Source organism: Variovorax sp. VNK109, from assembly GCF_049445855.1.
In the GTDB taxonomy this organism is placed as follows: domain Bacteria; phylum Pseudomonadota; class Gammaproteobacteria; order Burkholderiales; family Burkholderiaceae_C; genus JAGOCV01.
Map to the genome: position 1 here is coordinate 61,470 of NZ_JBMSDV010000003.1, position 26,171 is coordinate 87,640.

27 protein-coding genes are annotated in these 26,171 nt (G+C 66.4%); 12 read left to right on the forward strand and 15 right to left on the reverse strand.

The genetic code is table 11. The features are described from left to right. The first annotated feature begins 60 nt into the window (after nucleotides 1–60). The 3 genes from mdeB (at nucleotide 61) to ACO2Q9_RS11390 (ending at nucleotide 3,963) form a co-directional block, all read left to right on the forward strand. Entirely contained in the window at nucleotides 61–2,682 is a 2,622-nt protein-coding gene (gene mdeB / locus ACO2Q9_RS11380; RefSeq protein ID WP_423311361.1) for an alpha-ketoglutarate dehydrogenase, read from the forward strand. A 40-nt stretch (nucleotides 2,683–2,722) separates the two neighbouring features. Beyond that, nucleotides 2,723–3,574 (forward strand): creatininase family protein, encoded by an 852-nt coding sequence (locus ACO2Q9_RS11385; RefSeq protein WP_423311363.1) that lies wholly within the window; start codon nucleotides 2,723–2,725, stop codon nucleotides 3,572–3,574. 65 nt (nucleotides 3,575–3,639) lie between these two features. Then, a complete protein-coding gene (locus ACO2Q9_RS11390) occupies nucleotides 3,640–3,963 on the forward strand; it encodes a hypothetical protein (RefSeq protein ID WP_423311365.1) in 324 nt (107 codons plus the stop codon). A 12-nt stretch (nucleotides 3,964–3,975) separates the two neighbouring features. Here the strand turns inward: ACO2Q9_RS11390 and ACO2Q9_RS11395 are convergent, their stop codons facing one another. Next, nucleotides 3,976–4,884: a LysR family transcriptional regulator gene (locus ACO2Q9_RS11395; protein ID WP_423311367.1), complete on the reverse strand. Its 909-nt coding sequence runs from the start codon at nucleotides 4,882–4,884 to the stop codon at nucleotides 3,976–3,978. 107 nt (nucleotides 4,885–4,991) lie between these two features. On the opposite strand from ACO2Q9_RS11395, the gene ACO2Q9_RS11400 reads away from it, so the two are divergent. Further along, nucleotides 4,992–5,765, forward strand: coding sequence for an SDR family NAD(P)-dependent oxidoreductase (locus ACO2Q9_RS11400; protein WP_423311370.1), 774 nt, complete (start codon nucleotides 4,992–4,994; stop codon nucleotides 5,763–5,765). Here the strand turns inward: ACO2Q9_RS11400 and ACO2Q9_RS11405 are convergent, their stop codons facing one another. The 4 genes from ACO2Q9_RS11405 to ACO2Q9_RS11420 are packed head-to-tail and all read right to left on the reverse strand — an operon-like array spanning nucleotide 5,766 to nucleotide 8,939. Further along, nucleotides 5,766–6,752, reverse strand: coding sequence for a Bug family tripartite tricarboxylate transporter substrate binding protein (locus ACO2Q9_RS11405; RefSeq protein ID WP_423311372.1), 987 nt, complete (start codon nucleotides 6,750–6,752; stop codon nucleotides 5,766–5,768). Continuing rightward, the gene (locus ACO2Q9_RS11410) at nucleotides 6,749–7,570 is read right to left on the reverse strand and encodes an alpha/beta fold hydrolase (protein WP_423311374.1); all 822 of its coding nucleotides are present in this window, start codon (nucleotides 7,568–7,570) and stop codon (nucleotides 6,749–6,751) included. The genes ACO2Q9_RS11405 and ACO2Q9_RS11410 overlap by 4 nt, the downstream gene beginning before the upstream one ends. Continuing rightward, nucleotides 7,567–8,592, reverse strand: coding sequence for an LLM class flavin-dependent oxidoreductase (locus tag ACO2Q9_RS11415; protein ID WP_423311376.1), 1,026 nt, complete (start codon nucleotides 8,590–8,592; stop codon nucleotides 7,567–7,569). Before ACO2Q9_RS11415 ends, ACO2Q9_RS11410 begins: the two co-directional genes overlap by 4 nt. Then, nucleotides 8,589–8,939, reverse strand: a complete 351-nt coding sequence (locus ACO2Q9_RS11420; protein WP_423311378.1) for a hypothetical protein — start codon at nucleotides 8,937–8,939, stop codon at nucleotides 8,589–8,591. Before ACO2Q9_RS11420 ends, ACO2Q9_RS11415 begins: the two co-directional genes overlap by 4 nt. Before the next feature lie 52 nt (nucleotides 8,940–8,991). Here ACO2Q9_RS11420 and ACO2Q9_RS11425 point away from each other — a divergent pair, with 52 nt between their 5' ends. Then, on the forward strand, nucleotides 8,992–9,636 hold the full coding sequence (locus ACO2Q9_RS11425; protein WP_423311380.1) for a TetR/AcrR family transcriptional regulator: 645 nt from the start codon (nucleotides 8,992–8,994) through the stop codon (nucleotides 9,634–9,636). A gap of 11 nt (nucleotides 9,637–9,647) precedes the next feature. On the opposite strand, the gene ACO2Q9_RS11430 is transcribed toward ACO2Q9_RS11425, so the two are convergent. The 9 genes from ACO2Q9_RS11430 to ACO2Q9_RS11470 form a co-directional block, all read right to left on the reverse strand. After that, on the reverse strand, nucleotides 9,648–10,142 hold the full coding sequence (locus ACO2Q9_RS11430) for a flavin reductase family protein (RefSeq protein ID WP_423311382.1): 495 nt from the start codon (nucleotides 10,140–10,142) through the stop codon (nucleotides 9,648–9,650). Between the two features lie 114 nt (nucleotides 10,143–10,256). Then, nucleotides 10,257–11,048: a class II aldolase/adducin family protein gene (locus tag ACO2Q9_RS11435; protein WP_423311384.1), complete on the reverse strand. Its 792-nt coding sequence runs from the start codon at nucleotides 11,046–11,048 to the stop codon at nucleotides 10,257–10,259. A 28-nt stretch (nucleotides 11,049–11,076) separates the two neighbouring features. Beyond that, nucleotides 11,077–12,087, reverse strand: coding sequence for a Bug family tripartite tricarboxylate transporter substrate binding protein (locus tag ACO2Q9_RS11440; RefSeq protein ID WP_423311386.1), 1,011 nt, complete (start codon nucleotides 12,085–12,087; stop codon nucleotides 11,077–11,079). Between the two features lie 73 nt (nucleotides 12,088–12,160). Beyond that, entirely contained in the window at nucleotides 12,161–12,361 is a 201-nt protein-coding gene (locus tag ACO2Q9_RS11445) for a hypothetical protein (protein WP_423311388.1), read from the reverse strand. A gap of 10 nt (nucleotides 12,362–12,371) precedes the next feature. After that, nucleotides 12,372–12,986: a 3-phenylpropionate/cinnamic acid dioxygenase subunit beta gene (locus ACO2Q9_RS11450; RefSeq protein WP_423311389.1), complete on the reverse strand. Its 615-nt coding sequence runs from the start codon at nucleotides 12,984–12,986 to the stop codon at nucleotides 12,372–12,374. Nucleotides 12,987–13,005: 19 nt separating this feature from the next. Continuing rightward, on the reverse strand, nucleotides 13,006–13,806 hold the full coding sequence (locus tag ACO2Q9_RS11455) for an SDR family NAD(P)-dependent oxidoreductase (protein ID WP_423311391.1): 801 nt from the start codon (nucleotides 13,804–13,806) through the stop codon (nucleotides 13,006–13,008). Between the two features lie 5 nt (nucleotides 13,807–13,811). Beyond that, nucleotides 13,812–15,179, reverse strand: a complete 1,368-nt coding sequence (locus tag ACO2Q9_RS11460; RefSeq protein ID WP_423311393.1) for an aromatic ring-hydroxylating oxygenase subunit alpha — start codon at nucleotides 15,177–15,179, stop codon at nucleotides 13,812–13,814. 73 nt (nucleotides 15,180–15,252) lie between these two features. Continuing rightward, on the reverse strand, nucleotides 15,253–16,272 hold the full coding sequence (locus ACO2Q9_RS11465) for a 2Fe-2S iron-sulfur cluster-binding protein (RefSeq protein ID WP_423311395.1): 1,020 nt from the start codon (nucleotides 16,270–16,272) through the stop codon (nucleotides 15,253–15,255). 19 nt (nucleotides 16,273–16,291) lie between these two features. Continuing rightward, on the reverse strand, nucleotides 16,292–17,278 hold the full coding sequence (locus tag ACO2Q9_RS11470) for a Bug family tripartite tricarboxylate transporter substrate binding protein (protein WP_423311397.1): 987 nt from the start codon (nucleotides 17,276–17,278) through the stop codon (nucleotides 16,292–16,294). Between the two features lie 194 nt (nucleotides 17,279–17,472). Between ACO2Q9_RS11470 and ACO2Q9_RS11475 the strand changes: the two genes are divergently transcribed. Next, nucleotides 17,473–18,261, forward strand: coding sequence for an IclR family transcriptional regulator (locus ACO2Q9_RS11475; RefSeq protein ID WP_423311399.1), 789 nt, complete (start codon nucleotides 17,473–17,475; stop codon nucleotides 18,259–18,261). 4 nt (nucleotides 18,262–18,265) lie between these two features. Here ACO2Q9_RS11475 and ACO2Q9_RS11480 read toward each other — a convergent pair whose 3' ends face one another. After that, a complete protein-coding gene (locus tag ACO2Q9_RS11480) occupies nucleotides 18,266–19,993 on the reverse strand; it encodes an FAD-dependent oxidoreductase (RefSeq protein WP_423311401.1) in 1,728 nt (575 codons plus the stop codon). A 74-nt stretch (nucleotides 19,994–20,067) separates the two neighbouring features. Between ACO2Q9_RS11480 and ACO2Q9_RS11485 the strand changes: the two genes are divergently transcribed. The 6 genes from ACO2Q9_RS11485 (at nucleotide 20,068) to ACO2Q9_RS11510 (ending at nucleotide 26,162) form a co-directional block, all read left to right on the forward strand. Beyond that, nucleotides 20,068–20,967: a LysR family transcriptional regulator gene (locus ACO2Q9_RS11485; protein WP_423311403.1), complete on the forward strand. Its 900-nt coding sequence runs from the start codon at nucleotides 20,068–20,070 to the stop codon at nucleotides 20,965–20,967. Nucleotides 20,968–21,021: 54 nt separating this feature from the next. Continuing rightward, nucleotides 21,022–22,236, forward strand: a complete 1,215-nt coding sequence (locus ACO2Q9_RS11490) for a PAS domain-containing sensor histidine kinase (protein WP_423311405.1) — start codon at nucleotides 21,022–21,024, stop codon at nucleotides 22,234–22,236. An 11-nt stretch (nucleotides 22,237–22,247) separates the two neighbouring features. Then, entirely contained in the window at nucleotides 22,248–22,883 is a 636-nt protein-coding gene (locus ACO2Q9_RS11495) for a response regulator (protein WP_423311407.1), read from the forward strand. 126 nt (nucleotides 22,884–23,009) lie between these two features. Next, nucleotides 23,010–24,422 (forward strand): CmpA/NrtA family ABC transporter substrate-binding protein, encoded by a 1,413-nt coding sequence (locus tag ACO2Q9_RS11500; protein WP_423311409.1) that lies wholly within the window; start codon nucleotides 23,010–23,012, stop codon nucleotides 24,420–24,422. 17 nt (nucleotides 24,423–24,439) lie between these two features. After that, nucleotides 24,440–25,300, forward strand: a complete 861-nt coding sequence (ntrB, locus tag ACO2Q9_RS11505; RefSeq protein ID WP_423311411.1) for a nitrate ABC transporter permease — start codon at nucleotides 24,440–24,442, stop codon at nucleotides 25,298–25,300. After that, on the forward strand, nucleotides 25,290–26,162 hold the full coding sequence (locus tag ACO2Q9_RS11510) for an ABC transporter ATP-binding protein (protein ID WP_423311413.1): 873 nt from the start codon (nucleotides 25,290–25,292) through the stop codon (nucleotides 26,160–26,162). Before ntrB ends, ACO2Q9_RS11510 begins: the two co-directional genes overlap by 11 nt. The last annotated feature ends 9 nt before the right edge of the window (nucleotides 26,163–26,171 follow it).

Here is a 26,171-nt window from a genome sequence, read left to right on the forward strand (position 1 = left end):
TCGCCTTTCCGGGGTGTCTTCCGACAGCAAATGCTGAACGAGTCCTTCCACAATCTGCGGATGACCGATCACAGCCTCACCCGCTTCATGGCCAGCGACACAGGCGACGCCGACCCCGGCGAAACCGCCGAATGGCGCGAGGCCTTCCAGGCGCTGCTGGCGGTCGCGGGGCCCGAGCGAGCACGCTTCATCCTCGACGAACTCACGCGCGTCGCCGCGACGGCACGCGCCGGCTGGACACCCGAGCTCTCCACGCCCTACATCAACACCATCGCGGCGGACCAGCAACCGGCCTTTCCGGGCGACCTGGCCATCGAGGAAAAGCTTGCCTCGCTGATGCGCTGGAATGCGCTCGCGATGGTGGCGCGCGCGAATGCCGCGTATGGCGAGCTCGGCGGACATATCGCGAGCTACGCGAGCGCGGCCGACCTGTTCGAAGTCGGCTTCAATCATTTTTTCAATGCGAGGAAGAACAACGGCGGCGACCTCGTTTTCTTCCAGCCGCACAGCGCACCGGGCGTGTATGCGCGCGCCTTCCTCGAAGGCCGGCTGACCGAAGCAGACCTCGCGCACTACCGGCAGGAAATCACCGCACCGCAATCGGGTGCGCGCGGCCTCTCCAGCTATCCGCACCCGTGGCTGATGCCGGACTTCTGGCAGTTCCCCACCGGCTCGATGGGCATCGGGCCGATCAGTTCGATCTACCACGCGCGCTTCATGCGTTACCTCTCGCATCGCAACCTGCTGGACTGCGGCGGGCGCAAGGTGTGGGGCGTGTTCGGCGACGGCGAGATGGACGAGCCCGAGAGCATGAGCGCGCTCACGCTCGCGTCGCGCGAGCGGTTGGACAACCTCGTGTGGGTGGTCAACTGCAACCTGCAGCGTCTGGACGGTCCTGTGCGCGGCAACGGCCGCATCGTCGACGAACTCGAGCGCCTGTTCCGCGGCGCGGGCTGGAACGTGGTCAAGCTGCTCTGGGGCAGCGACTGGGACGGCCTGTTCGCGCGCGACACCACCGGCGCCCTGACCCGGGCTTTCGCGCAGACGGTGGACGGCCAGATGCAGACCTTCGCCGCCAAGGACGGCCGCTTCAACCGCGACAACTTCTTCGGCCAGAACCCCGAGCTCGTGCAGCTCGCGCAGGGCATGACCGACGAGCAGATCGATCGCCTCAAGCGCGGCGGACACGACCTGGTGAAAATCCACGCGGCCTATGCCGCCGCCGCTGCGCATCGCGGCCAGCCGACGGTGATCCTCGCGCACACCAAGAAGGGCTACGGCATGGGGCAGGCGGGGCAGGGCAGGATGACCACGCACAGCCAGAAGAAGCTGGACGAATCGGCGCTGCTCGAATTCCGCAACCGCTTCAACCTGCCGCTGACCGATGCGCAGGCGACGGGCCTCGAGTTCTTCAAGCCTGCCCAGGACAGTGCCGAGATGCGCTACCTGCACGAGCGCCGCCAGGCCCTCGGTGGCTACCTGCCGGCGCGCCACGACGATGCGGCGGCCGTGCCGGTGCCGCCCATCACCTCGTATGCGTCGTTCGCGATATCGGCCGGCGGCAAGGAGATGTCCACCACGATGGCCTTCGTGCGCCTGCTGGGCAACCTGCTGAAGGACGAGACGAACGGCCCGCAGGACATCGCGTTCCGCCGTCGCATCGTGCCCATCGTGGCCGACGAGGCGCGCACCTTCGGCATGGCCAACCTGTTCAAGCAGGTCGGCATCTATTCGAGCGTGGGCCAGCGCTACGAGCCCGAAGACATCGGCTCGGTGCTGTCGTACCGCGAAGCGCTGGACGGGCAGATCCTGGAAGAAGGCATCAGCGAAGCCGGCGCCATCGCGAGCTGGACGGCGGCGGCGACGAGCTACAGCGTGCATGGCCTGCCGATGCTGCCGTTCTACATCTACTACTCGATGTTCGGCTTCCAGCGCGTGGGCGATGCGATCTGGGCCGCTGCCGATCAGCGGGCGCGCGGCTTCCTGCTGGGTGCGACTTCGGGCCGCACCACGCTCGGCGGCGAAGGATTGCAGCACCAGGACGGCAGCAGCCACCTGATTGCTGCGACCATCCCGAACTGCCGCGCATGGGACCCGGCGTTCGCGGGTGAGATGGCCGTCATCATCGACCACGGCATGCGCGAGATGCTCGAGGAGCGCAAGGACGTCTTCCATTACGTGACGCTGATGAACGAGAACTATGCACAGCCCGACCTGCCCGAAGGCGCGGCTGCGGACGTGGTGCGCGGCGGCTATTTGCTGCGCCGTGGGCCGGCGCGCGGCAAGCGCGTGACGCTGATGGGCTCGGGCGCGATCCTCACCGAAGTCATGAAGGCGGCGGATCTGCTGATGCAGGAGGGCATCGCGGCGGACGTGTACAGCGTGACGAGCTGGAGCGAACTCGCGCGCGACGGAATGGCATGCGAGTCGTCGGGCGGCACATCGCATGTGGCGCGCATCCTGGCGCAGGGTGAGGGCCCGGTCGTTGCGGCCACCGACTACGTGCGCGCCGTGCCGGAGGGCATCCGCGCATTCGTGCCTGCCGGGCGCGCCTACACCACGCTGGGCACCGACGGCTTCGGCCGCAGTGACACGCGCGCGGCCCTGCGTGGATTTTTCGGCGTGGATGCGGCGGCCATCGCGGCTGCGGCGCGCAGTTCGCTCGAACGGGCGCCAGGCTGAAGGCTGGCTGCACCGCGCATGGCTGGCTAAGATGGCGGCCATGACACAAGCTGCCGCACCGAAGTCCGCACCGAAACGCTTCTGGGCCGAACTCAACACGCGCGACTTCGCGCAGATCGACGCCAGCCACGCAGTGGCGGTGCTGCCCGTGGCGGCCACCGAGCAGCACGGCCCGCACCTGCCACTGGGCGTGGACACGGTGCTGGTGGACGGCATTGTCAACGCCACGCTGCCGTACCTGCCGGCCGACGCCGCCATCCATTTCCTGCCTACGCAGGCCATCGGCCTGTCGCCGGAGCACACCTCCTTCGCCGGCACGCTGACGCTGAGCCCGCAGACCCTCATCAGCGTGTGGATCGAGATCGGCGCGTGCGTGGCGCGTGCGGGTGTGAAGAAGCTGGTGCTGTTCAATTCGCACGGCGGCCAGGTCAGCGTGATGGACATCGTCGCGCGCGAACTGCGCGTGAGGCATGGCCTCATGGTGTGGAGCACCAGCTGGTACACGCTGCCGCTGGGGGACGAGGTGAACGGCCTGTTCCCGCCGGGTGAGCACCGCTTCGGCGTGCATGCGGGTGACATCGAAACCTCGATGATGCTGGCGTTGCAGCCCGGTCGCGTCGACATGGCGCAGGCGCTGGACTTCGCGTCCACTTCGCAACAACGCGCGAAGGACTACGCGATCCTCGGCAACGGGAAAAGCGCCAAGCTCGGCTGGGCGATGGAGGACTACAACGCGCAGGGCGCGGCCGGCAATGCAGCCGCTGCCACGGCGGAGAAAGGCCGTGCGCTGGTGGAGGCGGCCGCAAAGCAATTGGCCGCGATGCTCGTGGAAGTCTCGCGGCTTCCGATGGGCGGGACTGCGCCGGTCCGGCGTGCCGGCGCGATCTACTGACCTGTCCTGTTGCATGCCGCGCGGCAGCGGCCTAAAGTGTCCGTCTGAACGACAAGGAGACGAGCATGAAGGACGGCCTCTACAGCATCACGTTCACCACCACCGAAGGCACGCTGGGTGAAGGCGCCTGCCTGGTGCGCGACGGCACTTTCGTCGGCGCCGATTTCCTGCACAGCTACCACGGCACCATCGCATCGGACGGCAGCAGGCTCACGGTGGTGATGCATTGCCGCCGGCATGCGGCCGAGTTCGTGTCGCAGATGAACCTGCCGATGGAATTCGACCTGCACTGGAAGGGCGAGGAAACGACCAAGGGCTTCGTGGTCGAAACGCCGTTGCCGGGCGCCGGCGTGATCCTTCGTGCGACGCTCGACTACATCGAGCGTTAGCCTGCCCCGGGCTCAGGCCTTGCGCAGGTGCTGCGCGACCACTTCGGCGATCCAGTCCATCACCACGCGCACGCGCACCGGCAGGTTGCGGCGGTTGGCGTAGAGCAGGTTGAGCGGCATCGGCCGTGCCCGGAACTTCGGCAGCACTTCCACCAGGCCGGCCTGCGCGAAGTGCTGGCGCATGGCCGTGACCGGCACCTGGATGATGCCCAGGCCCGCCAGACAGGCGGCGGCATATGCTTCGGCATTGTTGACCGTCACCGCGCCCTCCATGGCGATGCGACGATCAGCGTCGCCGTCCATGTATTCGAAGCCGGTGGAGCGTGTGCCCAGCGTTCCCGCGAAGTGGATGAGCCGATGCCTTGCGAGATCGGCCAGCTTGCGTGGCTTGCCATGGCGCTCGATGTACCCTGCGCTCACGTAGTTGATCATCTCCAGATGGCCCAGCGGCCGCGCGATGAGCCCGGTGTCACCCACGGCGCCGGTGCGCAGCACGCAGTCGTAGCCTTCACGCACCAGGTCGACGCGGCGCTCGGTGCTGCCCAGTTCCACTTCAAGCTGGGGATGCACCTGCAACAACTCGGGCAAGCGGGGCAGGACGATCTGGCTCGCAATACCGGTGGACATGTCGATGCGCACACGGCCCGACAGCGATTGCGTGCCACGCTGCTGGAACATGCCCTGCAGCTCCTCCATGTCGGCCAGCATGTCCTTGCAACGCTCGTAGAACACCTGACCGTCCTGCGTGAGCTGCACGCGGCGCGTGGTGCGATGGAGCAGGCGCGTGCCCAGGTGTCCTTCGAGTTGTTGCACGGCCGTGGAAACACTCGCCTTTGGAAGGTTGAGGCTGGCGGCGGCCTGTGTGAAGCTGGAAAGTTCAGCCACGCGCGTGAAGGCCTGCATGCAGTCGAGCGGATTCATTGTTCAAGAATAACGAACAAATTTATCAATTTCAAATGATTTATCTATTGAATTCGAGTCAATAGACTTTCCTCCATTCCAATCAACAGGACCGAAAGGAACCCGAAATGAACACCACCACGCAAGAAACCCGCATCGCCGTCGTCACCGGTGGCAGCCGCGGTCTCGGCCGCAATGCGGCGCTGGCCATCGCGAACAAGGGCATCGACGTCATCCTCACCTACCGCAGCCGCAAGGACGAGGCAGACACGGTCGTTGCGGAAATCGCGGCCCTGGGCCGTCGCGCCGTGGCGCTGCCGCTGGATGTGTCGCGCAGCGCAGGCTTCACGGACTTTGCCGTTCAGGTGAAGGGCATCCTGGCCAGCCAGTGGCAGCGCGAACACTTCGACTACCTGCTCAACAACGCCGGCACCGGCGTGCACGCGGGCATCGCCGAAACCACCGAGGCGCAGTTCGACGAGATGGTGAACATCCACTTGAAGGGCGTGTTCTTCCTCACGCAGAAGCTGCTGCCGCTCATCGCCGATGGCGGCCGCATCGTCAACGTGTCCTCCGGCCTCGCGCGCTTTGCGCTGCCGGGCTATGCCGCCTATGCGGCGATGAAGGGCGGCATCGAGGTGCTCACGCGCTACATGGCCAAGGAGCTCGGCGCACGCGGCATTGCCGTGAACGTGGTCGCCCCCGGCGCCATCGAGACCGACTTCGGCGGCGGCGCCGTGCGCGACAACGCACAGCTCAACGCCTTCGTCGCCTCGCAGACCGCGCTGGGCCGCGTCGGTGTGCCCGACGACATCGGCGGTGTCATCGCGTCGCTGTTCACACCCGATCTGCGCTGGGTGAATGCGCAGCGCATCGAGGCTTCGGGGGGGATGTTCCTCTGATCAGTCGCCGGGATTGATGCCCACCTCGGGCAGCAACTGCTTCCACTGGCCGAGGTCGGCCTGGATGCGCGTCTTGAAGACATCGGGTGTGCTGGCGACCGGCTCCAGACCCTGGTCGCGCAGCGTCTGCACCACGTCGGCCTGGGTGAGGATTTCGCGGATGTCCGCCGCCACCTTCTGCACGACGGATGGCGGCGTGCCTGCGGGGGCGAGCACACCGAACCAGCCGGCCACCTCGGGCATGGCCACGCCCATTTCGGCGAACGTCGGCGCGTCGGGCACGACGGGCGAGCGCTTGGGCGACACGAGGCCGAGCGGGCGCAGACGACCGGCCTTGAGGAATGGAAGTGCAGTCCCGATCGACGCAAACGACGAGTCGAGCTGCCCGCCGAGCAGGTCGGTGGTGGACGGCAGTTCGCCCTTGTAGGGCACATGCGTGAGGTTGATGCCGAGCGCCTTGTTCATCTTCTCGCCGTAGATATGGAATGACGACCCATTGCCGAAAGAGCCGTAGCTCAGCGGCGGATTCGCGGTTTTCGCGGCGGCGGCGAAGTCGCGCAGCGTCTTGTGGGGCGAATCGGCCCGCACCAGGAACAGCACATCCACCGAAACGGTCTGGGTTACGGGGATGAGGTCTTTCTCGGTGTCGTAGGGCACTTTCTTGAAGAGCGCGGGCACCTGCACGAAGGACGTGAACGTGGACAGCAAGGTGTAGCCGTCGGCCGGTGACTTCGCCACGAAGTCAGTGCCGATGATGGACGTCGCCCCGGCCTTGTTGTCCACCACCACAGGCTGGTTCCATTTCTTCGCGAGGCGCTCTGCCAGCAGACGTGTCACGCGATCCGGGCTGCCGCCTGCGTTGCTCGGGACGATGAATTTCACCGGTTTGGCCGGCCACGGCGGCGTCTGCGCCAGTGCGGCGGCGCTGAAGCCGACGACCAGCAGGGAGGCGAGCGCGAGGCGGCGCAGGGGTTGTCGGGATGTCATCTGGATGTCTCCTTGGGTGCTTGTGTTGAATGGGTTCCGGCGTCGATGAACCCCAGCACTTCCAGGATGAAAGTATCGGGGTGCTCGGCATGTGGCAGATGGCCGCAACGCGCGACGCGCACGAGTTGCGAATGCGGGGCGGCCTGTGCCAGTCGCAGCGCATGCTGCGCCGGCGGTGCGATGAGATCGTCGTCGCCGGCGACGACCAGCACGGGGCAGCGGACTTGTCCGATGAGTTGGACGCCGTCCGCCTGCACGAGCGCGTGCATCGCCTGCAGATAGCCGCCCAGCGTGACCCCATGCTGGGCCTGGCGGATGCGTTCGCGCAGGGCTTCACCGGCGTTGTGTGCCACCAGCTTTGCAACGTCCTGGGCGAGCATCGGCGCAATGCCGGTCTGCCGTGCGCGATCGCCACGGGCCCTGAGCATGGTTGAGCGTTCTTCTGCTGGCAGGTGTCCTGCACCTGCGGTGGGGCCGGAGAGCACGAGCCGGGTCACGCGGTCAGGATGGGCTGCCGCGAAGGCGAGCGCGATCAGACCGCCCCATGAACTTGCCACAAGGGCGCCCTGCCTGATGTGCAGGCTGTCCATCCACGCCAGCACCACGGCCGCATAGTCGGCGACCGTGGGGCTGTCATCGGGCAGCGGCGGGCTGTCCGCATAGCCGGGTGCATTCCATGCGATGGCGTGATGTGTCGCACCCAGCGCAACAAGCTGCGGCGCCCAGCCGGCTGCGGTCGAGCCAATGCCGTGCAGCATCAGCACCGGCGATGCGTGGGCCGCGCCGCGCGACAGGAAAGTGGGAGGGAGCGCGCTCATGCGGGCGTGGCTTCTTCCTGCAGCGCAGGCATCACTTCCGCCGCGAAAAGCTCGATCGAGCGGGTGGACTCGGCCACGTTGAGGTCGCCGAAGGCAAAGCGCGACAGGAGGTAATTGACGCCCGCGCGCCCGATCTGTTCACCCAGCAGCTGGCGCACGGTGGATGCGCTGCCTGCGATCGCGAGCCCCATTTCCTGTGCCGTGCGGAACTCGGCGGGAAACGGTGCGAACTGCGGAGCGGTTCCGTGGCGGTGCCACAGGTACATGAAGCTTGCGTACCAACGCGCATAGGCGCGCGCGGCGATCGCCTCGGCCTTCGCATCGGTGTCGGCCACGACGATGTGGCGACTGGTGCCGATCAGCGGCAGGTCGGCTTCAGGCTTGCCGGCGGCTGCCCATTGCGTGCGGAACCGGTCGGTGATTTCGCGCACGCGACCGATCGGGCCGTTGACGACAGCGTTGACGTTGTTGGCCACGCACCAGTCCGCACCGTCTGCATTGCCCACGCCATACCAGATCGGCGGATGTGGCTGCTGCAGCGGGCGCAATTGCATCGGCACTTCGCGGAACTGGAAGAATTCGCCCTGGTGGTCGAGCACGTCTTGCGTGAGCGCCTTCATCATCACCGAATAGCTTTCGATGTACATCGCCTGTGACCTGGCCGGATCGACGCCGTAGTAGCCGACTTCGATGGGCGAGATGCCGCGACCCACGCCGACCTGCAACCGGCCGCGGCTCAGGTGGTCGAGCATGCAGATCTCTTCCGCCACGCGCAGCGGGTGATAGAGCGGCAACGTGTACACCAGCGGGCCGAATTTCAGCCGCTGTGTGCGCTGTGCCACGGATGAAAGGAAAACCGAGGGCGATGGCGACATGCCCAGCGGCGTCGCGTGATGCTCGGCCACGTGGTACGCATGGAAGTCGAGGCGGTCGTACAGCGCAACCAGTTCCAGACGGTCGGCGTAGTACTGGTGCAGCGGCACGTCGCGCCGGTCGAGGTGGTCGAAGATTCCGAATTTCACGTCAGGGTCCTTGTTTCAAGAATGGCCGGCCCGGAGAGATCGGGCGCAGTCCACATCACGTGTGCCTTCACGCGAAGGCCGTCGGCGCTCACCCAGCCGTGGGGCCGGGCTTGCGCGATCATCTGCTCGAAGGCGTGGAGCCAGGACGCATCACCAGGCGGTGCCTGCGTGCGCATCCATGCCAGTTCGATCCAAGCGCCGTCCTGCTCCAGTTGGGCAATCCCCCGCAGCAGAAAGGCGGCGTGATCGTGACGTGCAGCGGGCAATGCGAACTCGCAATGCAGCCGCCGGAAGTCTGAAGGTTCGGCGAGGCTAACCTGTCCATGGACATCAAGGTGCAGGATCATGTTTTATCATTCCGTTCGTTCGGTATGTTTTTGGTCAGTTTTCTCGGACACCATGCCCGCAATCCGCAAGAATCCCCGTCCTACTCAGGAAGAGCGCAGCGGCGCCACGCGCGAGCGCCTGATCAGCGCCACCATCGACTGCATTGCCGAGAAGGGCTTCGCGGGCGCGACCTCGGCCGAGATCAGCGCACGCGCGGGCGTCTCCAGCGGTGCGCGTGTCCACCACTTCAAGGCCAAGCTCGACCTGGTGGTTGCCGCAGTGGTCTATACCTACGAGCAGGCAGCCGTCGAGTCGGTGCGCGCTGCGACGTCGGCCGCCGCAAAGGCCGATCCGCTGCGTGCCTTCATTGACGATTCGTACCGTTTCTATTCCGGTCCGCGCTATCTCACGCAGCACGAAGTCATCAACGTGGGGCGCACGGCGCCCGAGATCATGGAGGCCGTGCGGCCTGCTGCCAACGCATTCCGCGTGGCGGTGAACGCAGCGTGGCTGGATGCCTTCGGACGCGCCGGTCATTCGCGCGCATGGAGCGAGCGCGCCATGGAACTGTCCGTGGTCATCGTGCGCGGCCTTGCGCTGGGCTCGTTCCTGCGCGGACGCGACCGGGACACCGTTGTGCTGAAGCTCTGGCACGACGTCATGGCGCAGTTCCCCGACGAGCGGGCAGGCAAGGCGCCACGCAAGTCCACGCGCTAGCGGGCGGGACTTCATGCCTGCCGTGCCTCTGGCCACTGCAGGTAGTCGCCCCCGTGAAATACCAGCGGCGTGCAGTCGGTGTGCGAGTAGCGCAACACTTCCCCCAGGATGATCACGTGGTCGCCGGCTTCGACGATGGACCACTTGCGGCACTCGAACGTGGCACTGCATCCGTCGATGAGTGGCGCGCCTCCCCAACCCTCGGACAGCGGCACGCCGTCGAAACGGTCCGGCAGTGCCGATGCGAAACGCGGTGACAGGTGCATCTGGTGCTGACCCAGCACATGGATCGCAAAGTGACCGGCCTCCATGAAGAGCGGCAGGCCGCGCGCATCGCGCCGGTAGTTCCAGCTGATGAGGGGTGGAGACATCGATACGCTGGTGAATGAATTGGCCGTGACGCCGATGCGCTGGCCGTCCGGCAGTGCGGCGGTGACCACGGTGACCCCGGTGGCGAAACGGCCAAACGCCCTCCGCAGGTCGCGCGTGTCGAACAAGTTTTCCACTGCCACTGTCTCCTGATGTCTGTGCTGATGCAGATCAGTGAAAGATACCGAACAGCCGGTATGTTGTCAAGTCGAAGAAAAGGCGGGCCCGCAAAGACCCGCCTGTCGAATGACTCAGGAAATGTCCGCCCGCGAAATTCCCGCGCGCCGCAGCATCGCCTCGAACGCCATCCGGTTCACGTGGTCGCGGTTCGACGCGCCCACGCGCGTGGCCGGCACTTTCTCGAGGATGTGCAGGTCGATCTGCCTGTTGGGGCCGGCGCCCGCGTCGCTTGCAAGCTGGATCTCGCAGGCGCGCTGTAGCGTCCACAGCCGGTTGAACGCACCGGGAATGTCCGGGCCGACGGCAAGCAGTCCGTGGTTGCGCAGGATGAGGTGGTTGCGCGTGCCCAGCGACGCCACCAGGCGCGGCTGTTCGTCCAGGCTGGTGGTGACGCCTTCGTACTCGTGATAAGCGACGTCGCCGTACATCATGGCGCTGTAGAAGTTGTCGTGGCGCAGGCCTTCTTCCTTGCACGAGATGGCGCAACCGGCGGTGGTGTGCGTGTGCATGATGCAGTGCGCGTCGTCGCGTGCGGCATGCACCGCGCTGTGGATGACGAAGCCGGCCGCATTCACCGCGTGCGTGCTGCCGTCCTGCACCCGACCGGCCAGGTCGATGCAGATCAGGTTGCGCGCGGTCACTTCCGCGTAGTGCAGGCCGAAGGGGTTGATGAGGTAGCGCGCCGCAGCGCCCTCATGCCCCGGCACGCGCGCGGTGATGTGGTTGAAGATCAGCTCGGTCCAGCCGAGGTGGTCGAACAGGCGGTAGCAGGCCGCGAGGTCGAGCCGCAGCGTCCATTCTTCGGGGCTCATGCCGGCGGGTGCGGGAACGCGCGTGGCTTCGGTTGGCAGGGGGGCGTTCATCGTGGTTCCTGTCCTGTTGCCTGGTTTCTTATTTGGGCTGGGCCGGCGTGGCCGAGGCGACCAGGCCTTTCCACTTCTGCGATTCCGCACTGATGAATTTGCCGAACGCGGCGCTGTCCAGATACGCCGGTTCCGCGCCGAGCGCCAGCACGCGGGTGCGGATGTCCGGGCGCGCGAGGATGGTCTGGATTTCCTTGTCCAGACGCGACATCACGGCAGGGGGCACGCCGACGGGCGCCAGGATGCCCATCCATGCGGTGGCGGCGTAGCCGGGCAGGCCGCCTTCGGCGATGGTCGGGATTTCGGGTGCGGCCACGGAGCGTGCCGGGCTGGTCACGCCGATGGCGGTGAGCGTGCCGGCCTTGACATGCTGGTAGGCGGAGGTCAGGTCGACGAAGGCGATGGGCGTGCTGCCGGCCAGCAGATCGGTGACGGCAGGCGCGCTGCCGCGGTAGGGCACGTGCACCATCTTCACTTTTGCCTGCTGCGAGAAAAGTTCGCCCGACAGGTGCTGTGCGGTGTTGTTGCCGGTTGAGCCGAACGCCACGGCATCGTCCTTCTGCGCTGCGCCGTCGATGGCCTGCTTCACGGTGTTGAAGCCCGAGCGTTTGGAAGCGACGAGCACCAGCGGGATGTCCGCGATCTTCGCCAGCGGCGCGAGCTGTTTGAGCGGATCGAGCGATGGCGAGTCCGGCACGTGCGGGTTGATGACGAGCGCGCCGGTCGCGCCCATGCCGATCGTGTAACCGTCAGGTGCGGCCTTGGACACCAGGATGAGGCCGGTCGCGCCACCGCCGCCCGGCTTGTTCTCCACGACGACGGGCTTGCCGAGCGATGTGGAAAGCTCGGTGGCGAGGATGCGCGCGAGACCGTCGGACGATGCGCCCGGCGCGAAGGGCACGATCAGCGTGACCGGGCGTTCCGGCCAGGTCTGTGCCGACGCGCCGGTGGTGACGGACATGGCTGCAACCACAGCCACTGCAGCGGAAGCGACGGTCGAGAGGCACGCGCGGCGGGCGCGCTGGAAGGTCTTGTTCATGAGGCTTGTCTCCGGGTTTCTGGTTTGTCTTCTGTCTGTCCCTGAATGGGTGTCTGGCGATGACGACGGTGTCCTAGCCGTCGATCACACGCACCACTTCCTCGCAATGGCAGAGCTCTTCCGAGCCTTCCATCGACGGGTCCGACGGCGACGTGATGTAGCGCACCTGCACCCAGATGCCATCGCCCATGTTCTCGAGGACCTCGCAGACCGCCTGGTTCTTCAGCGCGATGCGCTGGCCGGGCTGCAGGTCCATCAGGTGTACGGATGACATGTGCGCCCTTTCAGAAGAACACGGTGAGGTTCTTGGCCAGCAGCACGTTCTGGTCGAGCGTGATCTCGCGGCGCTCCAGCAACCAGCGGCCGTCTTCGCGGCGCAGTACGTCGTTGCGCTTGCCGACGAAGAAGTATTGCTCGTACTCCACGCGGTTCTGGTAGATCAGGAAGCGGCTGCGCACGTTGAGCTTCTCCGCGCCGGGTGTCGCATCGCCGATGGCGGTGAGTTGCACGTTGCTCACCATGTGACACACGCGCGAGAGCGGCTCTTCGGCCCAGTGAACGCCGGTGAGGATCTGCTCGGCGCGCTTGCGCAGCGTCCACTTGCCTTCGTTCAGCCAGCTCATGTCTTTCTCGAAGCGCGTGTCTTCCTGCGTCGCGTGCTTTCCGAATTTCACGTTGCGCTTCATCGGCATGAAATAGACGAGGTCGTCGGCCAGGGTGTCCAGCCATTCCAGATAGCGGCGCTGGTCGAGCATTTCCGATTCGTCGTAGAGGAATTCCTCGGCTTCCTGCCGAAGCTGGAAGTAGCGCAGGTCGCGCACGAGCGGCGGCGCGGCGGGCGCTGCCGTGTCCGCCGCGGGCGCTGGCGTCTTGTCGGTGGGGTTGGCAATCGTTTCCATGATGTTTTCTTTGACTGCGTCAGTGGGTGTTTTCAGGGCGCGGCGGCACCGGTCCGCCCTGGTGGAAGAAGCAGCCGACGTCGAGCACCGTGCCCGAGATGACGGCCGCGTCGTCGGAAAGCAGGAAGGCCACGGCTTTCGCGATGTCGGTGCCGGTGGCCGGCCGGCCGGCCACGGTGCCGGGTGCACCTCGCCGCACGAACTTGTCGACATCGCCGCCCATGCGGCCTACGCTCATGCCGCTGATGATGCCGCCGCCACCGGGAATGACCATGTTGACGCGCACATGGTCGTGGAAGTGGTCGTAGGCCATCGCAGACGTGAGCGCGACCATGCCGCCTTTCGACGACGCATACGCCGCCATGTTGGGCTTGCCCCAGCCTGCGCCGGAGCCCACGTGCACGATGGCGCCGCCACCCTGCTTCTTCATGTGCGGGATGACCGCGCGGCTGCACAGGTACGCGCCCTTGAGGTTCACGTCCTGGATGCGGTCCCAGGTGTCTTCGTCGGTGTCCAGGATGGTGCCCAGCGGGCCGATGGCCGCGTTGTTCACCAGCGCGTCGATGCGGCCGTGGCGCGAGACGGCGTGTTCCACCGCACGTGCCACATCTTTCGCGCTCGAGACATCCGCCTCCAGCACGTCGGCCGACAGGCCGAGTTGCGCGAGTTCGGCCTGAACGCCGTCGAGCCCCGCGGCGGTGCTCGACACCTGCGCCGCCGCAACGCCCAGCGCCACGACCTGCCAGCCGCGCTGCGCGAGCAGCACGGTGATGGCCTGGCCGATGCCGAAGGTGCCGCCGGTGACGATGACGACGGGCATGCGCGTCACGCTTCCTGCGCCGCGCGCGCGTGATGCGTTACGCGTGCCTCAGGGTCGTCCGAGAGGATCTTTTCCCAGTCCTCCCCGTTCATGTAGTCGAGCCAGCTGCGGTAGAACTGGCGCGGGTTCTCCTCGCTCACCTGGAGGCTCACGTTGCCGGCCACCGGACCGGTGCCGGGCGCCTGCACGCGGCCGATGGACTGCATGTAGTTGTAGGGATAGCGCTTGGCGATCACGCCGCGGCTGCCCGCGGTGGCGTAGTTCCAGTTCTCCATGTCGTCCTGCTCGGTCATGCCCGCCGGGCCGGAGTAGCGCATGTAGTACATGCGCAGGAAATCCTTCACCTCCTGCGGCGCGTTCTTGTCCACCAGGAAGAAGCGCCAGGCCTCGGTGGCCTCGGGGCCGTGCGGATGCCACACGCAGATGGAACGCGGCTGCTTGCCGTGGAACGACGCGTTCGGAAAGATGGTGCCGACGAAGGGCACGAGGCGCGCCTTGTCGCCCAGCAGCTTCGTGCGCTTCTCGTGGCACTCGCGGAAGTAGTCCGCAATGATCTGGTTGTTCTGGAAGGTGTTCACGAACGGCGAGTTCTCGGGCACGATGGCCGAGTGCACGCCGTGCCCGCCGGGGAAGTTCACCCACAGGTGCTGCGCGAATTCGAGTTCGTTGTCGCGACGGCCTTTCACACCCACCTCGGCGCTCGGGCCGATGCCGATCAGGTCCACCGAGCGGTGGCTGACGTTGTGGTATGTGTCACCGAGGAAGTTCTCGGCCGCGAATTTCCAGTTGCAGGGAATGATCCACTTGTGCACACCCAGCAGCACTTCCGAACCGCCCTCGCTGCCGTCGCGGTGATCGAGCGCGAGGTCCAGGTGTTCCTTCGCCGCGCCGAGGTAGGTGAGGAAGTCCGGCGCGTCCTTGTCCCACGTGGCCCAGATGGTGCCCTTGTAGTTGACCAGCTTGGCCACTTCGATGAGCGACCATTCGTTCTTGTCGAGGCAGCCTTCATACAGGTTCTTGTACTGTGGCACGCCGAACAGCTTGCCTTCGGTGGTGTAGCTCCAGCTGTGGTACGGGCAGGTGAAGAGCTGCGTGTTGCCATGGTCGTACAGGCAGACCTTCATGCCGCGATGGCGGCATGAATTGAGGAACACATGGATCTGGTTCTTCTTGTCGCGCGTGAGGATGACCGACTCCGCGCCCATGCGCGAGGCGAAGTAGTCGCCGGGGTTGGGGATCAGGCTTTCATGGCCGACGAACAGCCAGGCGCGCGTGAAGACCTTCTCCAGTTCTTCGTCGAAGACGGACTTGGCGGAAAAGATCTCGCGGCTGATCTGGCCGTGATCGGTGTCGATCATCTGGTCGTAGTTCATGGGGTCGGTGCTCTCTCTACAAGAATCCTTGCGGGCGCAGGTGCGGGTGCATGTATGCGTGGGGGCGTGCGTGTCAGGCGAAGCGCTCGCACAGCACGTCGCTGCGGCGGATGCCGGCGCGCACGGCGGCGTCGCGGCCTGCGTCCACCATCGGCGGCGGGCCGCACAGGTACACGCGCGTCGCCGGATCCAGCGTCACGGCGTCGATCAGGTCGGTTGCGAAACCCTGGTGGCAACCATCGGCCACGGCTTCCTCGGACGCATAGCTCACTTGCAGGCCGGGCAGGCGCGTGCGCAGTGCCTCGATCTCCTCCTGTGCGAAGAGATGCGCACCGCTGCGCACACCCACCAGCAATCGTGTCGGCGCGGCGGCCGCCGTGGCGTCGTCGCCGATGCGCCGCAGCATGGCGAGGAACGGGGCGAGCCCGGTCCCGCCTGCGACGAAGAGGCGCGGCCGTTCTTCGTCGCGCAGGAAGAAGCTGCCGCGCGGCGCGCTCACTTCCATCTGCGCACCCGGTGCGGCAGCGGTTTCGAGCCAGCGCGAGAACATGCCGCCCGCCACGCGACGCACATAGAACACCAGCCGCGTCTGGCCGGACGCATTCGCCATCGAATACGAGCGCCACTGAGCTTCACCCTGCGGGCGAACGCGTACGTATTGCCCCGGCAGGAAGTGCAGCGCGTCATCCACTTCGACTTCGAGCCGCACGGTGTCCTGCGCGATCTGCGTGACCGCATGCACGCGGCCCATCTGCGGTTCGGGCTCGTCGGCGCTCGCATCGCTCGCGTCGTACGGCAGCTCGACGATGCACGGGCCCTGCACGCGCGACACGCAGCAGAGCACCGCGCCGTCGTCGCGGTCTTCATCGGGCAGCACCGACCTGTCGTAGTGATCCATCGCGAGCGATCCCGACACGCACTGCGCGGCGCAGGTGCCGCACTGGCCGTTGGCGCAATCGGTCAGCAGCGAAAGGCCGGCGGCCTCCGCGGCGTCGGTCAGCTTCTGGCCGGCTCCGGCTTCGATGGCGCGCGTGGCGCCGTCGGCGAACAGCAGCGTGATGGGAAAGGTGCTCACGGCGGACAAGGGGCTCATGCGTGGTGCCTCGCCGTGCTCACTCGGGCTTCATGTTCGCGTTCTTCGCCACGACCTTCCAGCGCTCGATGTCGGTGGAGATGCGGCGCATCAGCGCGGGACCGTCGGTGTTGCCCGGGTCCATGCCCAGTGCATGCAGGCGGTCGACCATGTCCTTCTCGGCCAGGATGTCCTTCATCGCGGCGCGCAGTTTGGCCAGCACCGGTTCGGGCGTGCCCTTGGGCGCCATGAAGGCAGACCAGATCGGCACGTCGTAGCCGGCGACCCCGGCTTCGGCGGCGGTCGGCAGGTCGGGCAGCGCGGCGGCGCGCTTGGCCGTGGTGACGGCCAGGGCCTTGAGCTTGCCGGCCTTCACTTGCGCCATCACGGCGGCGCTGTCGAGCACGGCGACCTGGATCTCGCCGCCCATCAGCGCGATCACGGTGGGGCCGGAGCCGCGGTAGTTGATGTGGTTGAACTTCACGCCTGCGGTGTTGGCCAGCAGTTCGGCCACCAGCTGGAACGAGGAGGCTGCCACGCCATGGTCGAGCGTGCCGCCCTTGTTCTTCCTGGCGTAGTCGATCAGTTGAGAAAGGTTGTCCACGGGCAGCGACGGGTTCACCGTGACCACCAGCGGGAAGGTGCCCAGCAGCGCGATCGGCTCGTAGTCCTTCGTCGGGTCGTGCGGCAGATTGGCGGTGAGGACCGGGTTGACGGTGAGGCCTCCGCTTGCGGACACCAGCAGTGTGTAGCCGTCGGGTTTCGACTTGGCCACCAGGTCATTGCCGATGGCGGAGTTCGCGCCCGGCTTGTTGTCGACGATGAACGACTGCTTGAGTCGCTCCGTCAGCTTGGTCGCGATGACGCGCGCGACGATGTCGTTGGTGCCGCCCGGTGCGAAGCCGACGACGATGCGCACCGGCTTGTCCGGATACGCGTCCTGCGCGAGTGACGGGGTGGCGACGAGCGAGAGCGCCGTCGTGCCTGCGGCCATGAGGGCGACGATCGCCCTTCGGGAAAAGTTCATGTGTGTCTCCATGCGTGGTTGGTGAAAGCGGGCCCGTTGGACGCAGGCCTCATCAAGCGGCTTCTTTGTCCGTCTGATGAGACAAGTATCCATTATACGGACTGTATGATGCAGATCAATACGCGTTCTCCCTGATGCCGGGATCACCGGGCAGCCAGGGATTGCCCCCAGGGTGGGTCCAGTCCCGTGAATCCATGACGACCGACAAGAAGACAGACACAGAAAAAGCCGGTGACGGCAGCGTGCGCGCCGTCGAGCGCGCGCTGGACATCCTTCTCGCGTTTTCCGCGCAGGACAGCGAGCTCACCGCGAGCGAAATCCTCAAGCGCGTGGACCTGAGCCGGCCCACGCTCTACCGCCTGCTCTACACGCTGGAGCAGAGCGGCTTCGTCACGTCCAGCGGTGAACCGCAGCGCTTCCGCCTCGGTCCTTCGGTCGCGCGGATGGCGTGGGCCTGGTCGGCCAGCCTGGACATCGCACGCGTGGCGCAACCCATCGTGCGCCGTGTGTGGGAAGAGACCGGCGAGACTGTCGCGCTGTTCGTGCCGCGCGGCAACCTGCGCATGTGCGTGGCGGAACTGCAGAGCCCGCAGCCGCTGTCGTTCCGGCGCGGTGTCGGTTACAGCGAGCGTGCTGCGCTCGGTGCGAGCGGCCGTGCGCTGCTGGCGTGGACCGATCCCTCGCCGGAGCAGCTCGTGGCGCTCTGCGAAGGCCTGCCGACCGAACCCGCACAGTTGAAGAAGGAACTCGCGCAGGTGCGCAAGCAGGGTTACGCGACCAGCCGCAACGAACTCATCAAGGGCGCCGTGGCCGTGGCCGTGCCCTTCTTCGACCAGAGCGGCCGCGTGGCGGGTTCGATGGGCATCTTCGGTCCCGACGTGCGCATGGACAAGGCGCGCCTGGAAGAGCTGGCGCAGCTCCTGCTGCGCGAGTCGCAGCAATTGTCCGAACTGCTCGGCCATGGCCGCAGTACTCCGGCCTGAGCGTTCAGGCGACTGAAGCCTCGGCCGGAAGCCGGGACGGCATCCCGGCTTCCGGCGCGGCCATCGGCAGGGCACCGCGTACGCGGTCCACCAGTGCGAGTGCATCCCGGGGAGCCGCGTTGCCGCGCCATGCGACATGCTGGTCGGGGCGCGAGAGCACGAGCGCCTCCTTGTACAGGCCTGCAGCCCCTGCAGACTTCACGTCGAGCACCACGAGGGGCAGGCCGCGCCTGCGCGCGGCGTCGACGATAGGCGTCACATCCACCGACGTGTCGAGGCGCAGCAGCGTGAACTCGGGCCCCATCGCGTCGTAGAGCGATCGCCCGTCGTCCAGCCACAGGTGCGGCGTGCGGCAACCCGGCACGGTCGAGGGCGTGAACGTGTCCATGCCGTAGGCCGGCTGCTTTTCGCCGTCATAGGCGATGAGCGGCGACGCGTCGTAGTAATAGCCGAAGTTGAGGCCCGCGCAGCAGTACTGCCGCACGTTGAGGTCGTACAGCGCCTTGCCGGCGGCAGCGCGCGCGCGCTCACCGGCCTCGCCCGGTTCCTCGATGCCGGCGGGCACGCCCTCGCGCTCCTTCTGCAGCGCGATCGCATGGTTCATCGCGAAGTGCGACACCTGCCCGGTGATCGGCATGCGTTCCGTCTCGTAGCCGTCCAGCACATGTTCGCCGCCCCAGCCGTGGATGCGCGCGGCCAGCTGCCAGGAGAGGTTCATCGCATCGGCGATGCCCGCGTTCATGCCGTAACCCGCCATCGGGATCCACAGGTGCGAGGCATCGCCGCAGATGAACACGCGCCGGTCGCGGAACTTGTCGGCGACGAGACGGCGGCCGACCCAGTCTTCCTTGCTGAGGATCTCGTATTCGAAATCCGGGCCGACACCGAGGATCTGGCGCAGCGCCCAGTCGCGGTCCACGGCTTCGAAGTCTTCCTCATCGGCGCGCAGGTAGTTGTGCACCAGCCAGGTCTCCTTGCCGTCGATGGCGTAGACATTGCCGCTGCGTCGCGGGTTGAGCGAGAAGGTGGCCCAGGCCCGTTCATGCTTCTGCAGCTTGATGAGCGAGGGCGCACGGAAGTAGGTGGACTGCACCCGGCCCACCACGTCGGTGCCCGAGAGCTTCGCGCCGATCTGCTTGCGGACGGCCGAGCGCCCGCCGTCGCAGCCGATGAGGTAGTCCGCACGCACGATGAGGGATTCGCCCGTGTCGATGTTCTCGCCGTATGCCGTCACGCCGTCCCCGTCCTGCTCGAAGCGGTCGATGCGCGTGCGGTTGAGGATCGTGACGCCGGGCGTCTGCCCTGCATGCGCGAACAGCAGTGGCTCCAGGTAGATCTGGTTGATGCGATGCGGCGGCTCGGGCGTGGGCCACCAGGTGTCGGGCGCGCCGGTGTCCGGCTGCTGGCGGTCCGTCACGCGGTCCTGCCGCGCGGGGATCTCGATGCGCGAGAGCTCCTCGCCGGTGAAGCTCGTCCGGTAGGCCACGTCGTTCGGGTAGTCGGCCGGCAGGCCTGCGTTGCGCACCGTCTTCGCCACGCCGAGCCGGCGCAGGATCTCCATGGTGCGCGCCGCCACGTGGTTGCATTTCACGTTGGGCGGTTCCCCGCGATGCCGCGTTTCGGCGATGAGCACGCGGATGCCTCGCTGCGCGAGGTCGGTGGCGAGCGTGAGGCCGACCGGGCCGGCGCCGACGATCAGCACTTGTGTGTCGTGGTGGTTTCTTGTCTCCATGCCATCGATTACAACTTTTCGCCTTGATCCGCGACAATGAATTCTGTATGGCAATTCATAAAGAAACACTATCAATGCGCGGACTGCCGTCGGTCCGGCAGTTGCGGGCCTTCGTCGCGGTCTATCACACGGGGCAGGTCTCCGCTGCAGCCGGGCAGCTGTCCATCACCCAGCCGGCGGTCACCGTGCTGTTGCGCGATCTGGAAGACCGGCTGGGCGTGAAGCTGTTCGACCGCACCACGCGTTCGCTGGCCCGCACCGCGGCGGCCGAGCAGGCGCTGGCCTATGCCGAACGCGCGCTTGCCGAGCTGGAGGGCATGGGCGCCGCCCTGCGCGGCCTCGCCACCGGCGAGCAAGGCGTACTCCGCATCGCGGCGACGTCAACGACGGCGCAGACACTGCTGCCGCGTGCGCTGCGCCATTTCGGCGAGCGGTATCCCGGTGTGCGGGTCGTCGTGGACGATTGCGCGCCGCTCGACTTCGTGGAGCGCATCACGCGCCAGCGCGTGGACCTGGGGGTGGGTATCCTCGAAACCGGCATGCCGGGCTTGCGCGAACGCGTCTTCCTGCGCGACTGGCTGGTGGCTGCAGGACGCGGGAGCGCCAGCTTCCAGGCAGGCGGGTCGATGACGTGGAAGCAACTGGCCGCACACGACCTGATCGTCGTGCGCGCCGGCTACGGCGTGCGGCGGCGCGTCGAGCAGGCCGCCGCGCAGGCCGGGGCCGAACTGCGCATCGTGCATGAAGCGACCCTGCTCACCACCGCGCTCGCCATGGCGGCCGAAGGGCTCGGCGTCGCCGTGGTGCCGGGTGCGGCGGCGGCCTATTCGATGCTTCCGGGGCTGGTCAGCCGCAAGCTGGTACGGCCGGCCGTGGCGCGGCCGATGTCGGTGATCTCGCTGGCGGACCGTGCCCCTTCCGGCGCAGCGAAGGCATTCGAGCAGTTCATGGTCGAGCATTTCGGCCCGGCCTGAGGCGATGCACCAGATTGGCACACCCGTTGCTTGCCTGCCCGCACCATGACAACCATGCCCGATACCTCCCGGCCGCCCCTGACCGAGGCTTTCCCGCTGGGTGACGGGCAGTCGCTCGCGCATCCGCTGTGGCGCGACCGGCTGGCCCTGCTGCTGGAGTCGACGGGCGAAGGCATGTTCGGCATCAACCTGGCGGGGCGCTGCATCTTCATCAATGCGGCCGGCGCGCGCATGCTCGGGTACGAGCCGGCCGAGGTCATCGGCCGCAACATGCACGAGCTGATCCACCACACGCGCAACGACGGCACGCCCTATCCCGAGAAGGACTGCCCGATCTTCAATGCGTTCCGGCAGGGCCTGTCGTGCCGCATCGACAACGAGGTGCTGTGGCGGCGCGACGGCAGCAGCTTCGACGCGGAATACACCTCGCACCCGGTCGTCGACAACGGCATGGTGCTGGGCGCGATGGCGACGCTGGTGGACATCACGCCGCGCAAGCAGGCGGCCGATGCGCTGCATCGCGCCAAGGAAGAACTCGAAGTGCGCGTGGACGAACGCACGCGCGAACTCTCGGACGCGCTCACGCAGACGCGCAAGCTCTCGGCCTGGCTCGATTCGGCGCGCGAAGACGAGCGCACGCGCATCGCGCGCGAGGTGCACGACGAACTGGGCAGCTTGCTGGTGGCGCTCAAGATGGATGTGAACTGGCTCGACAAGCGCCTGGGCGAGCAAGCCGAGCGCGCGGCACCGGAAGCCGATGCGATGCGCGAGCGGCTGCGTTGCAAATGCCAGAGCATGGGCCGCCTCATCGAGAACGCGGTGGAGAACGTGGGCCGCATCATCACCGACCTCAGGCCCAGCATCCTCGACCACCAGGGCCTGTGGGCCGCGCTCGAATGGCAGGCGCACGAGTTCGTGCAGTCGGCCGAACTGAAGCTGGACTGGTCGATGGACATCGCGCCCGGCGTGGACCTGCCCGAGCCGGCAGCGATGGCGGTGTTCCGCATCTTCCAGGAGATGCTGAGCAACGTGGGCCGCCATGCGCAGGCGGGCGCGGTGGACATCCGCATCGCGGCGGACGGCGAACGCGTGACGCTTTCCGTGCGCGACGACGGCCGTGGCGCCACACCGGACGAATTCGAGTCACCCACGGCTTACGGCGTGATGGGCATGCGCGAGCGCGCGCGTCATTTCGGGGGCTACGTCGCCATCGACAGCCAGCCGGGCCAGGGCTCGACCTTCCGCCTCGTGATGCCGGTGCAAGGTTGACGATGACGGCCATGAGCACACCCATCCGCATCCTCATCGGCGACGACCACCGCATCGTGCGAGAGGGCCTCAGGCAGGTGCTGGCCGATGCGCCCGATCTCTCGGTGGTGGCCGAGGCGACCACCGGCCCCGAAGTGATCGAGCGCGTGCAGGCCATGCACGGCGGCATCGACCTCGTGCTGCTCGACATCGCATTGCCCGGCCGCGACGGGCTCGACGTGCTGCAGCAACTGCGCGCCGACCATCCGCGCCTGCCGGTGCTGATGCTCAGCACCTATCCCGAACGGCAGTACGCCGTGCGCTGCATCAAGCTCGGCGCAGCGGGCTACCTGAACAAGAGCGCGGATTCGGACGACATGCTGGCCGCCGTGCGCAAGGCGGCGTCCGGCGGCATCTATGTCACGCCGGCCACTGCCGAGGCGCTGGCCGGCGCGGTGGCCGGCCGCTATGGCGCCGAGGCGCTCTCGCACCGCGAGCACCAGGTGTTCCGCCTGCTCACACAAGGGTGCAGCGTGAGCGAGATTGGTGCGCAACTGGGCCTGGCCGCCAACACGGTGAGCACCTACCGCGCCCGCATCCTGGAGAAGACCGGCACCAAGAACGATGTGGAACTGGCGATTTACGCCGAGCGACACGCGAATTTGTAGGGGCAGCCCTACAAGCCGGCGCAGAACCATCGACGATTTGATGGTGTGGCACGCAAAACGCCGCGCTGGCACGGTATCTGGCGCATCGCTTGCGTAGTGACAGGCATCTTTCCAAAGAGGTGCACCATGTCCAGACTGCCTGAAACCGGTTCCTCCAAAGCCTACGATCCGTACGACGCCGATCGTCCGCTGCTGATGCGCTGCTCCTGCGGGCAGGACCACGCTGCTGCGGACCACGATCGTGCCGTGGCCGCTGCTGCATCCGCGCCCTCCCTGTCCACCGCAGCGGAAGAGCTGTCCCACGAATTCGTCGAGGCCAGCCTGATGAAGGCGATCTTCCCCGTCGACAGCGTGCGCCGCAGTTTCCTCAAGGCCGTGGGTGCGAACACCGCGCGTGCCGCCATCGCATCGGTGCTGCCCGTTTCCGCGTTGCAGGCCATGGCGCAGGACAAGGGCGCACTCGAGAAGAAGGACCTGAAGATCGGCTTCATCCCGATCACCTGCGCCACGCCACTCATCATGGCGCACCCGCTGGGCTTCTACCGCCAGCAAGGCCTGAATGTCGAAGTGGTGAAGACGGCCGGCTGGGCCCTCATCCGCGACAAGATGCTCAACAAGGAATACGACGCCACGCACTTCCTGTCGCCCATGCCGCTGGCCATCTCGCTGGGCGTCGGCTCCACGGCGGTGCCGATGAACGTCGCCACCATCCAGAACACCAACGGCCAGGCCATCACGCTCGCCAACAAGCACAAGGACAAGCGCGACCCGAAGATGTGGAAGGGCTTCAAGTTCGGCGTGCCGTTCGAGTTCAGCATGCACAACTTCCTGCTGCGCTATTACGTGGCGGAGCACGGTCTCAACCCCGATACGGACATCCAGATCCGCGTGGTGCCTCCGCCGGAGATGGTGGCCAACCTGCGCGCCGGCAACATCGATGGTTACCTCGGCCCCGATCCGTTCAACCAGCGTGCGGTCTACGACGAGATCGGCTTCCTGCACGTGTTGACCAAGGACCTGTGGAACGGCCATCCGTGTTGCGCGTTCGGTACGTCAACCGAGTTCATCCAGAAGAACCCCAACACCTTCGCCGCGCTCTACCGTTCGGTGCTCACTGCCGCTGCCATGGCGCGTGATGCGAAGAACCGCGAGCTCATTGCCAAGGTCATCGCGCCGCAGGCCTACCTGAACCAGCCGGAAACCGTGATCGCGCAGGTGCTGACCGGCCGCTTCGCCGATGGCCTGGGCGGGATCAAGACCGTGCCCGATCGTGCCGATTTCGATCCGATGCCGTGGCAGTCGATGGCGGTGTGGATGCTCACGCAGATGAAGCGCTGGGGCTACATCAAGGGCGAAGTCAACTACAGGCAGGTCGCTGAAAAAGTGTTCCTTCTGACCGACGCGAAGAAGCACATGAAGGAGCTCGACCAGAAGGTGCCTGACGGCGCCTATCCGAAGTTCACCATCATGGGCAAGGTGTTCGATCCGGCCAAGCCGGACGACTACGTCAAGAGCTTTCCGATCAACAAGATGGCCTGACCGCGCGGAGCCAAGCAATGAAGTCCTTGAGGATGCGCGCGGCGCTCGTTTCGGTGCTGATGCTCCTGGCCCTGATCGGCATCTGGCATGCGGCGACGGTGTCTGGCAGCGCCGCGTCGCCTGCTGCGCAACTCACGCCCGAGCAGATCGAGTATATGAAGATGCTCGGCAAGGACCCGGGCGGCGAGAAGAAGTCCGAAGGCTTCCCGACGCCCGCACAGATGGGTGCGACGATCGTGCAGCAACTGTCCGACCCGTTCTACGACAACGGGCCCAACGACAAGGGTATCGCGATCCAGCTGGCGCATTCGCTCGGTCGCGTGGCCCTGGGCTTCCTGTTGGCGACGTTGGTCGCCGTGCCGCTGGGATTTGCCATCGGCATGAGCCCGCTGCTCTACAAGGCGCTCGATCCGTTCATCCAGGTGCTCAAGCCCATCAGCCCGCTCGCCTGGATGCCGCTGGCGCTCTACACGATCAAGGACTCGTCGATCTCCGGCGTGTTCGTGATCTTCATCTGCTCGGTCTGGCCGATGCTGCTCAACACCGCCTTCGGTGTCGCATCGGTGCGGCGCGACTGGCTCAATGTCGCCGCCACGCTGGAAGTCAGCGCACTGCGCCGCGCGTTCCTCGTCATCCTGCCGGCGGCTGCGCCGACCATCCTGACCGGCATGCGCATCTCGATGGGCATCGCCTGGCTCGTCATCGTCGCCGCCGAGATGCTGGTGGGCGGCACGGGCATCGGTTACTTCGTGTGGAACGAATGGAACAACCTCTCGCTCACGAATGTGATCTTCGCCATCCTGGTGATCGGCGTGGTCGGCATGCTGCTGGACCTGGCATTCGCCAGCCTGCAGAAAGTGGTGACGTATGTGGAGTGAACTCTCCGAACGCGATGCCGTGGTTGCCATACACAGGAAAGAAAAGCCGATGACCGGTTTCCTCAAAGTCGAAGGACTCGCCAAGACCTGGGTGCCGGGCAAGCCGGTGTTCGCCGACGTGTCGTTCACGCTCGACAAGGGCGAGTTCGTCTGCATCATCGGCCACTCGGGCTGCGGCAAGACGACCATCCTCAACGTGCTCGCCGGGCTGGACACCGCCACCGACGGCCACGTGTTCATGGACGGCCGCGAGATATCGGGGCCGAGCCTGGAGCGTGGTGTGGTGTTCCAGGGCCACGCGCTGATGCCCTGGCTCACCGTGCGGCAGAACATCGCATTCGCGGTGAAGTCGTGCTGGCCCGAATGGCCGGCGCCGAAGGTCAACGTGCATGTGGAAAAGTTCGTGGCGATGGTGGGCCTCTCGGCGGCCATCGACAAGAAGCCCTCGCAGTTGTCGGGCGGCATGAAGCAGCGCGTGGGCATCGCACGGGCCTTCTCCATCCAGCCCAAGATGCTGCTGCTCGACGAACCGTTCGGCGCGCTCGATGCGCTCACGCGCGGCACCATCCAGGACGAGTTGATGACCATCGTGCGCGACACGCAGCAGACGGTCTTCATGATCACGCACGATGTGGACGAGGCCATCCTGCTGGCCGACCGCATCCTGCTCATGACGAACGGCCACGAGTCGGACGGCCGGTACACGCCCGGCGGCATTGCCGAAGTCGTCACCAACACGCTGCCGCGCGAGCGCACGCGCGCCGGCCTTCACCACCTGCCCGGCTACTACGAGCTGCGCAACCACATCGTCGACTTCCTCGTCACCCGCGCACTCGCGGGCGGCAAGCCGGCCGACCACTGAAACCATTCA

Coding starts and splice junctions, on each gene's coding strand:
- mdeB (WP_423311361.1), top strand. CDS start 61: ATGACCGATCACAGCCTCACCCGCTTCATGGCCAGCGACACAGGCGAC.
- ACO2Q9_RS11385 (WP_423311363.1), top strand. CDS start 2,723: ATGACACAAGCTGCCGCACCGAAGTCCGCACCGAAACGCTTCTGGGCC.
- ACO2Q9_RS11390 (WP_423311365.1), top strand. CDS start 3,640: ATGAAGGACGGCCTCTACAGCATCACGTTCACCACCACCGAAGGCACG.
- ACO2Q9_RS11395 (WP_423311367.1), bottom strand. CDS start 4,884: ATGAATCCGCTCGACTGCATGCAGGCCTTCACGCGCGTGGCTGAACTT.
- ACO2Q9_RS11400 (WP_423311370.1), top strand. CDS start 4,992: ATGAACACCACCACGCAAGAAACCCGCATCGCCGTCGTCACCGGTGGC.
- ACO2Q9_RS11405 (WP_423311372.1), bottom strand. CDS start 6,752: ATGACATCCCGACAACCCCTGCGCCGCCTCGCGCTCGCCTCCCTGCTG.
- ACO2Q9_RS11410 (WP_423311374.1), bottom strand. CDS start 7,570: ATGAGCGCGCTCCCTCCCACTTTCCTGTCGCGCGGCGCGGCCCACGCA.
- ACO2Q9_RS11420 (WP_423311378.1), bottom strand. CDS start 8,939: ATGATCCTGCACCTTGATGTCCATGGACAGGTTAGCCTCGCCGAACCT.
- ACO2Q9_RS11425 (WP_423311380.1), top strand. CDS start 8,992: ATGCCCGCAATCCGCAAGAATCCCCGTCCTACTCAGGAAGAGCGCAGC.
- ACO2Q9_RS11435 (WP_423311384.1), bottom strand. CDS start 11,048: ATGAACGCCCCCCTGCCAACCGAAGCCACGCGCGTTCCCGCACCCGCC.
- ACO2Q9_RS11440 (WP_423311386.1), bottom strand. CDS start 12,087: ATGAACAAGACCTTCCAGCGCGCCCGCCGCGCGTGCCTCTCGACCGTC.
- ACO2Q9_RS11445 (WP_423311388.1), bottom strand. CDS start 12,361: ATGTCATCCGTACACCTGATGGACCTGCAGCCCGGCCAGCGCATCGCG.
- ACO2Q9_RS11450 (WP_423311389.1), bottom strand. CDS start 12,986: ATGGAAACGATTGCCAACCCCACCGACAAGACGCCAGCGCCCGCGGCG.
- ACO2Q9_RS11455 (WP_423311391.1), bottom strand. CDS start 13,806: ATGCCCGTCGTCATCGTCACCGGCGGCACCTTCGGCATCGGCCAGGCC.
- ACO2Q9_RS11460 (WP_423311393.1), bottom strand. CDS start 15,179: ATGAACTACGACCAGATGATCGACACCGATCACGGCCAGATCAGCCGC.
- ACO2Q9_RS11465 (WP_423311395.1), bottom strand. CDS start 16,272: ATGAGCCCCTTGTCCGCCGTGAGCACCTTTCCCATCACGCTGCTGTTC.
- ACO2Q9_RS11470 (WP_423311397.1), bottom strand. CDS start 17,278: ATGAACTTTTCCCGAAGGGCGATCGTCGCCCTCATGGCCGCAGGCACG.
- ACO2Q9_RS11475 (WP_423311399.1), top strand. CDS start 17,473: ATGACGACCGACAAGAAGACAGACACAGAAAAAGCCGGTGACGGCAGC.
- ACO2Q9_RS11480 (WP_423311401.1), bottom strand. CDS start 19,993: ATGGAGACAAGAAACCACCACGACACACAAGTGCTGATCGTCGGCGCC.
- ACO2Q9_RS11485 (WP_423311403.1), top strand. CDS start 20,068: ATGCGCGGACTGCCGTCGGTCCGGCAGTTGCGGGCCTTCGTCGCGGTC.
- ACO2Q9_RS11490 (WP_423311405.1), top strand. CDS start 21,022: ATGCCCGATACCTCCCGGCCGCCCCTGACCGAGGCTTTCCCGCTGGGT.
- ACO2Q9_RS11495 (WP_423311407.1), top strand. CDS start 22,248: ATGAGCACACCCATCCGCATCCTCATCGGCGACGACCACCGCATCGTG.
- ACO2Q9_RS11500 (WP_423311409.1), top strand. CDS start 23,010: ATGTCCAGACTGCCTGAAACCGGTTCCTCCAAAGCCTACGATCCGTAC.
- ntrB (WP_423311411.1), top strand. CDS start 24,440: ATGAAGTCCTTGAGGATGCGCGCGGCGCTCGTTTCGGTGCTGATGCTC.
- ACO2Q9_RS11510 (WP_423311413.1), top strand. CDS start 25,290: ATGTGGAGTGAACTCTCCGAACGCGATGCCGTGGTTGCCATACACAGG.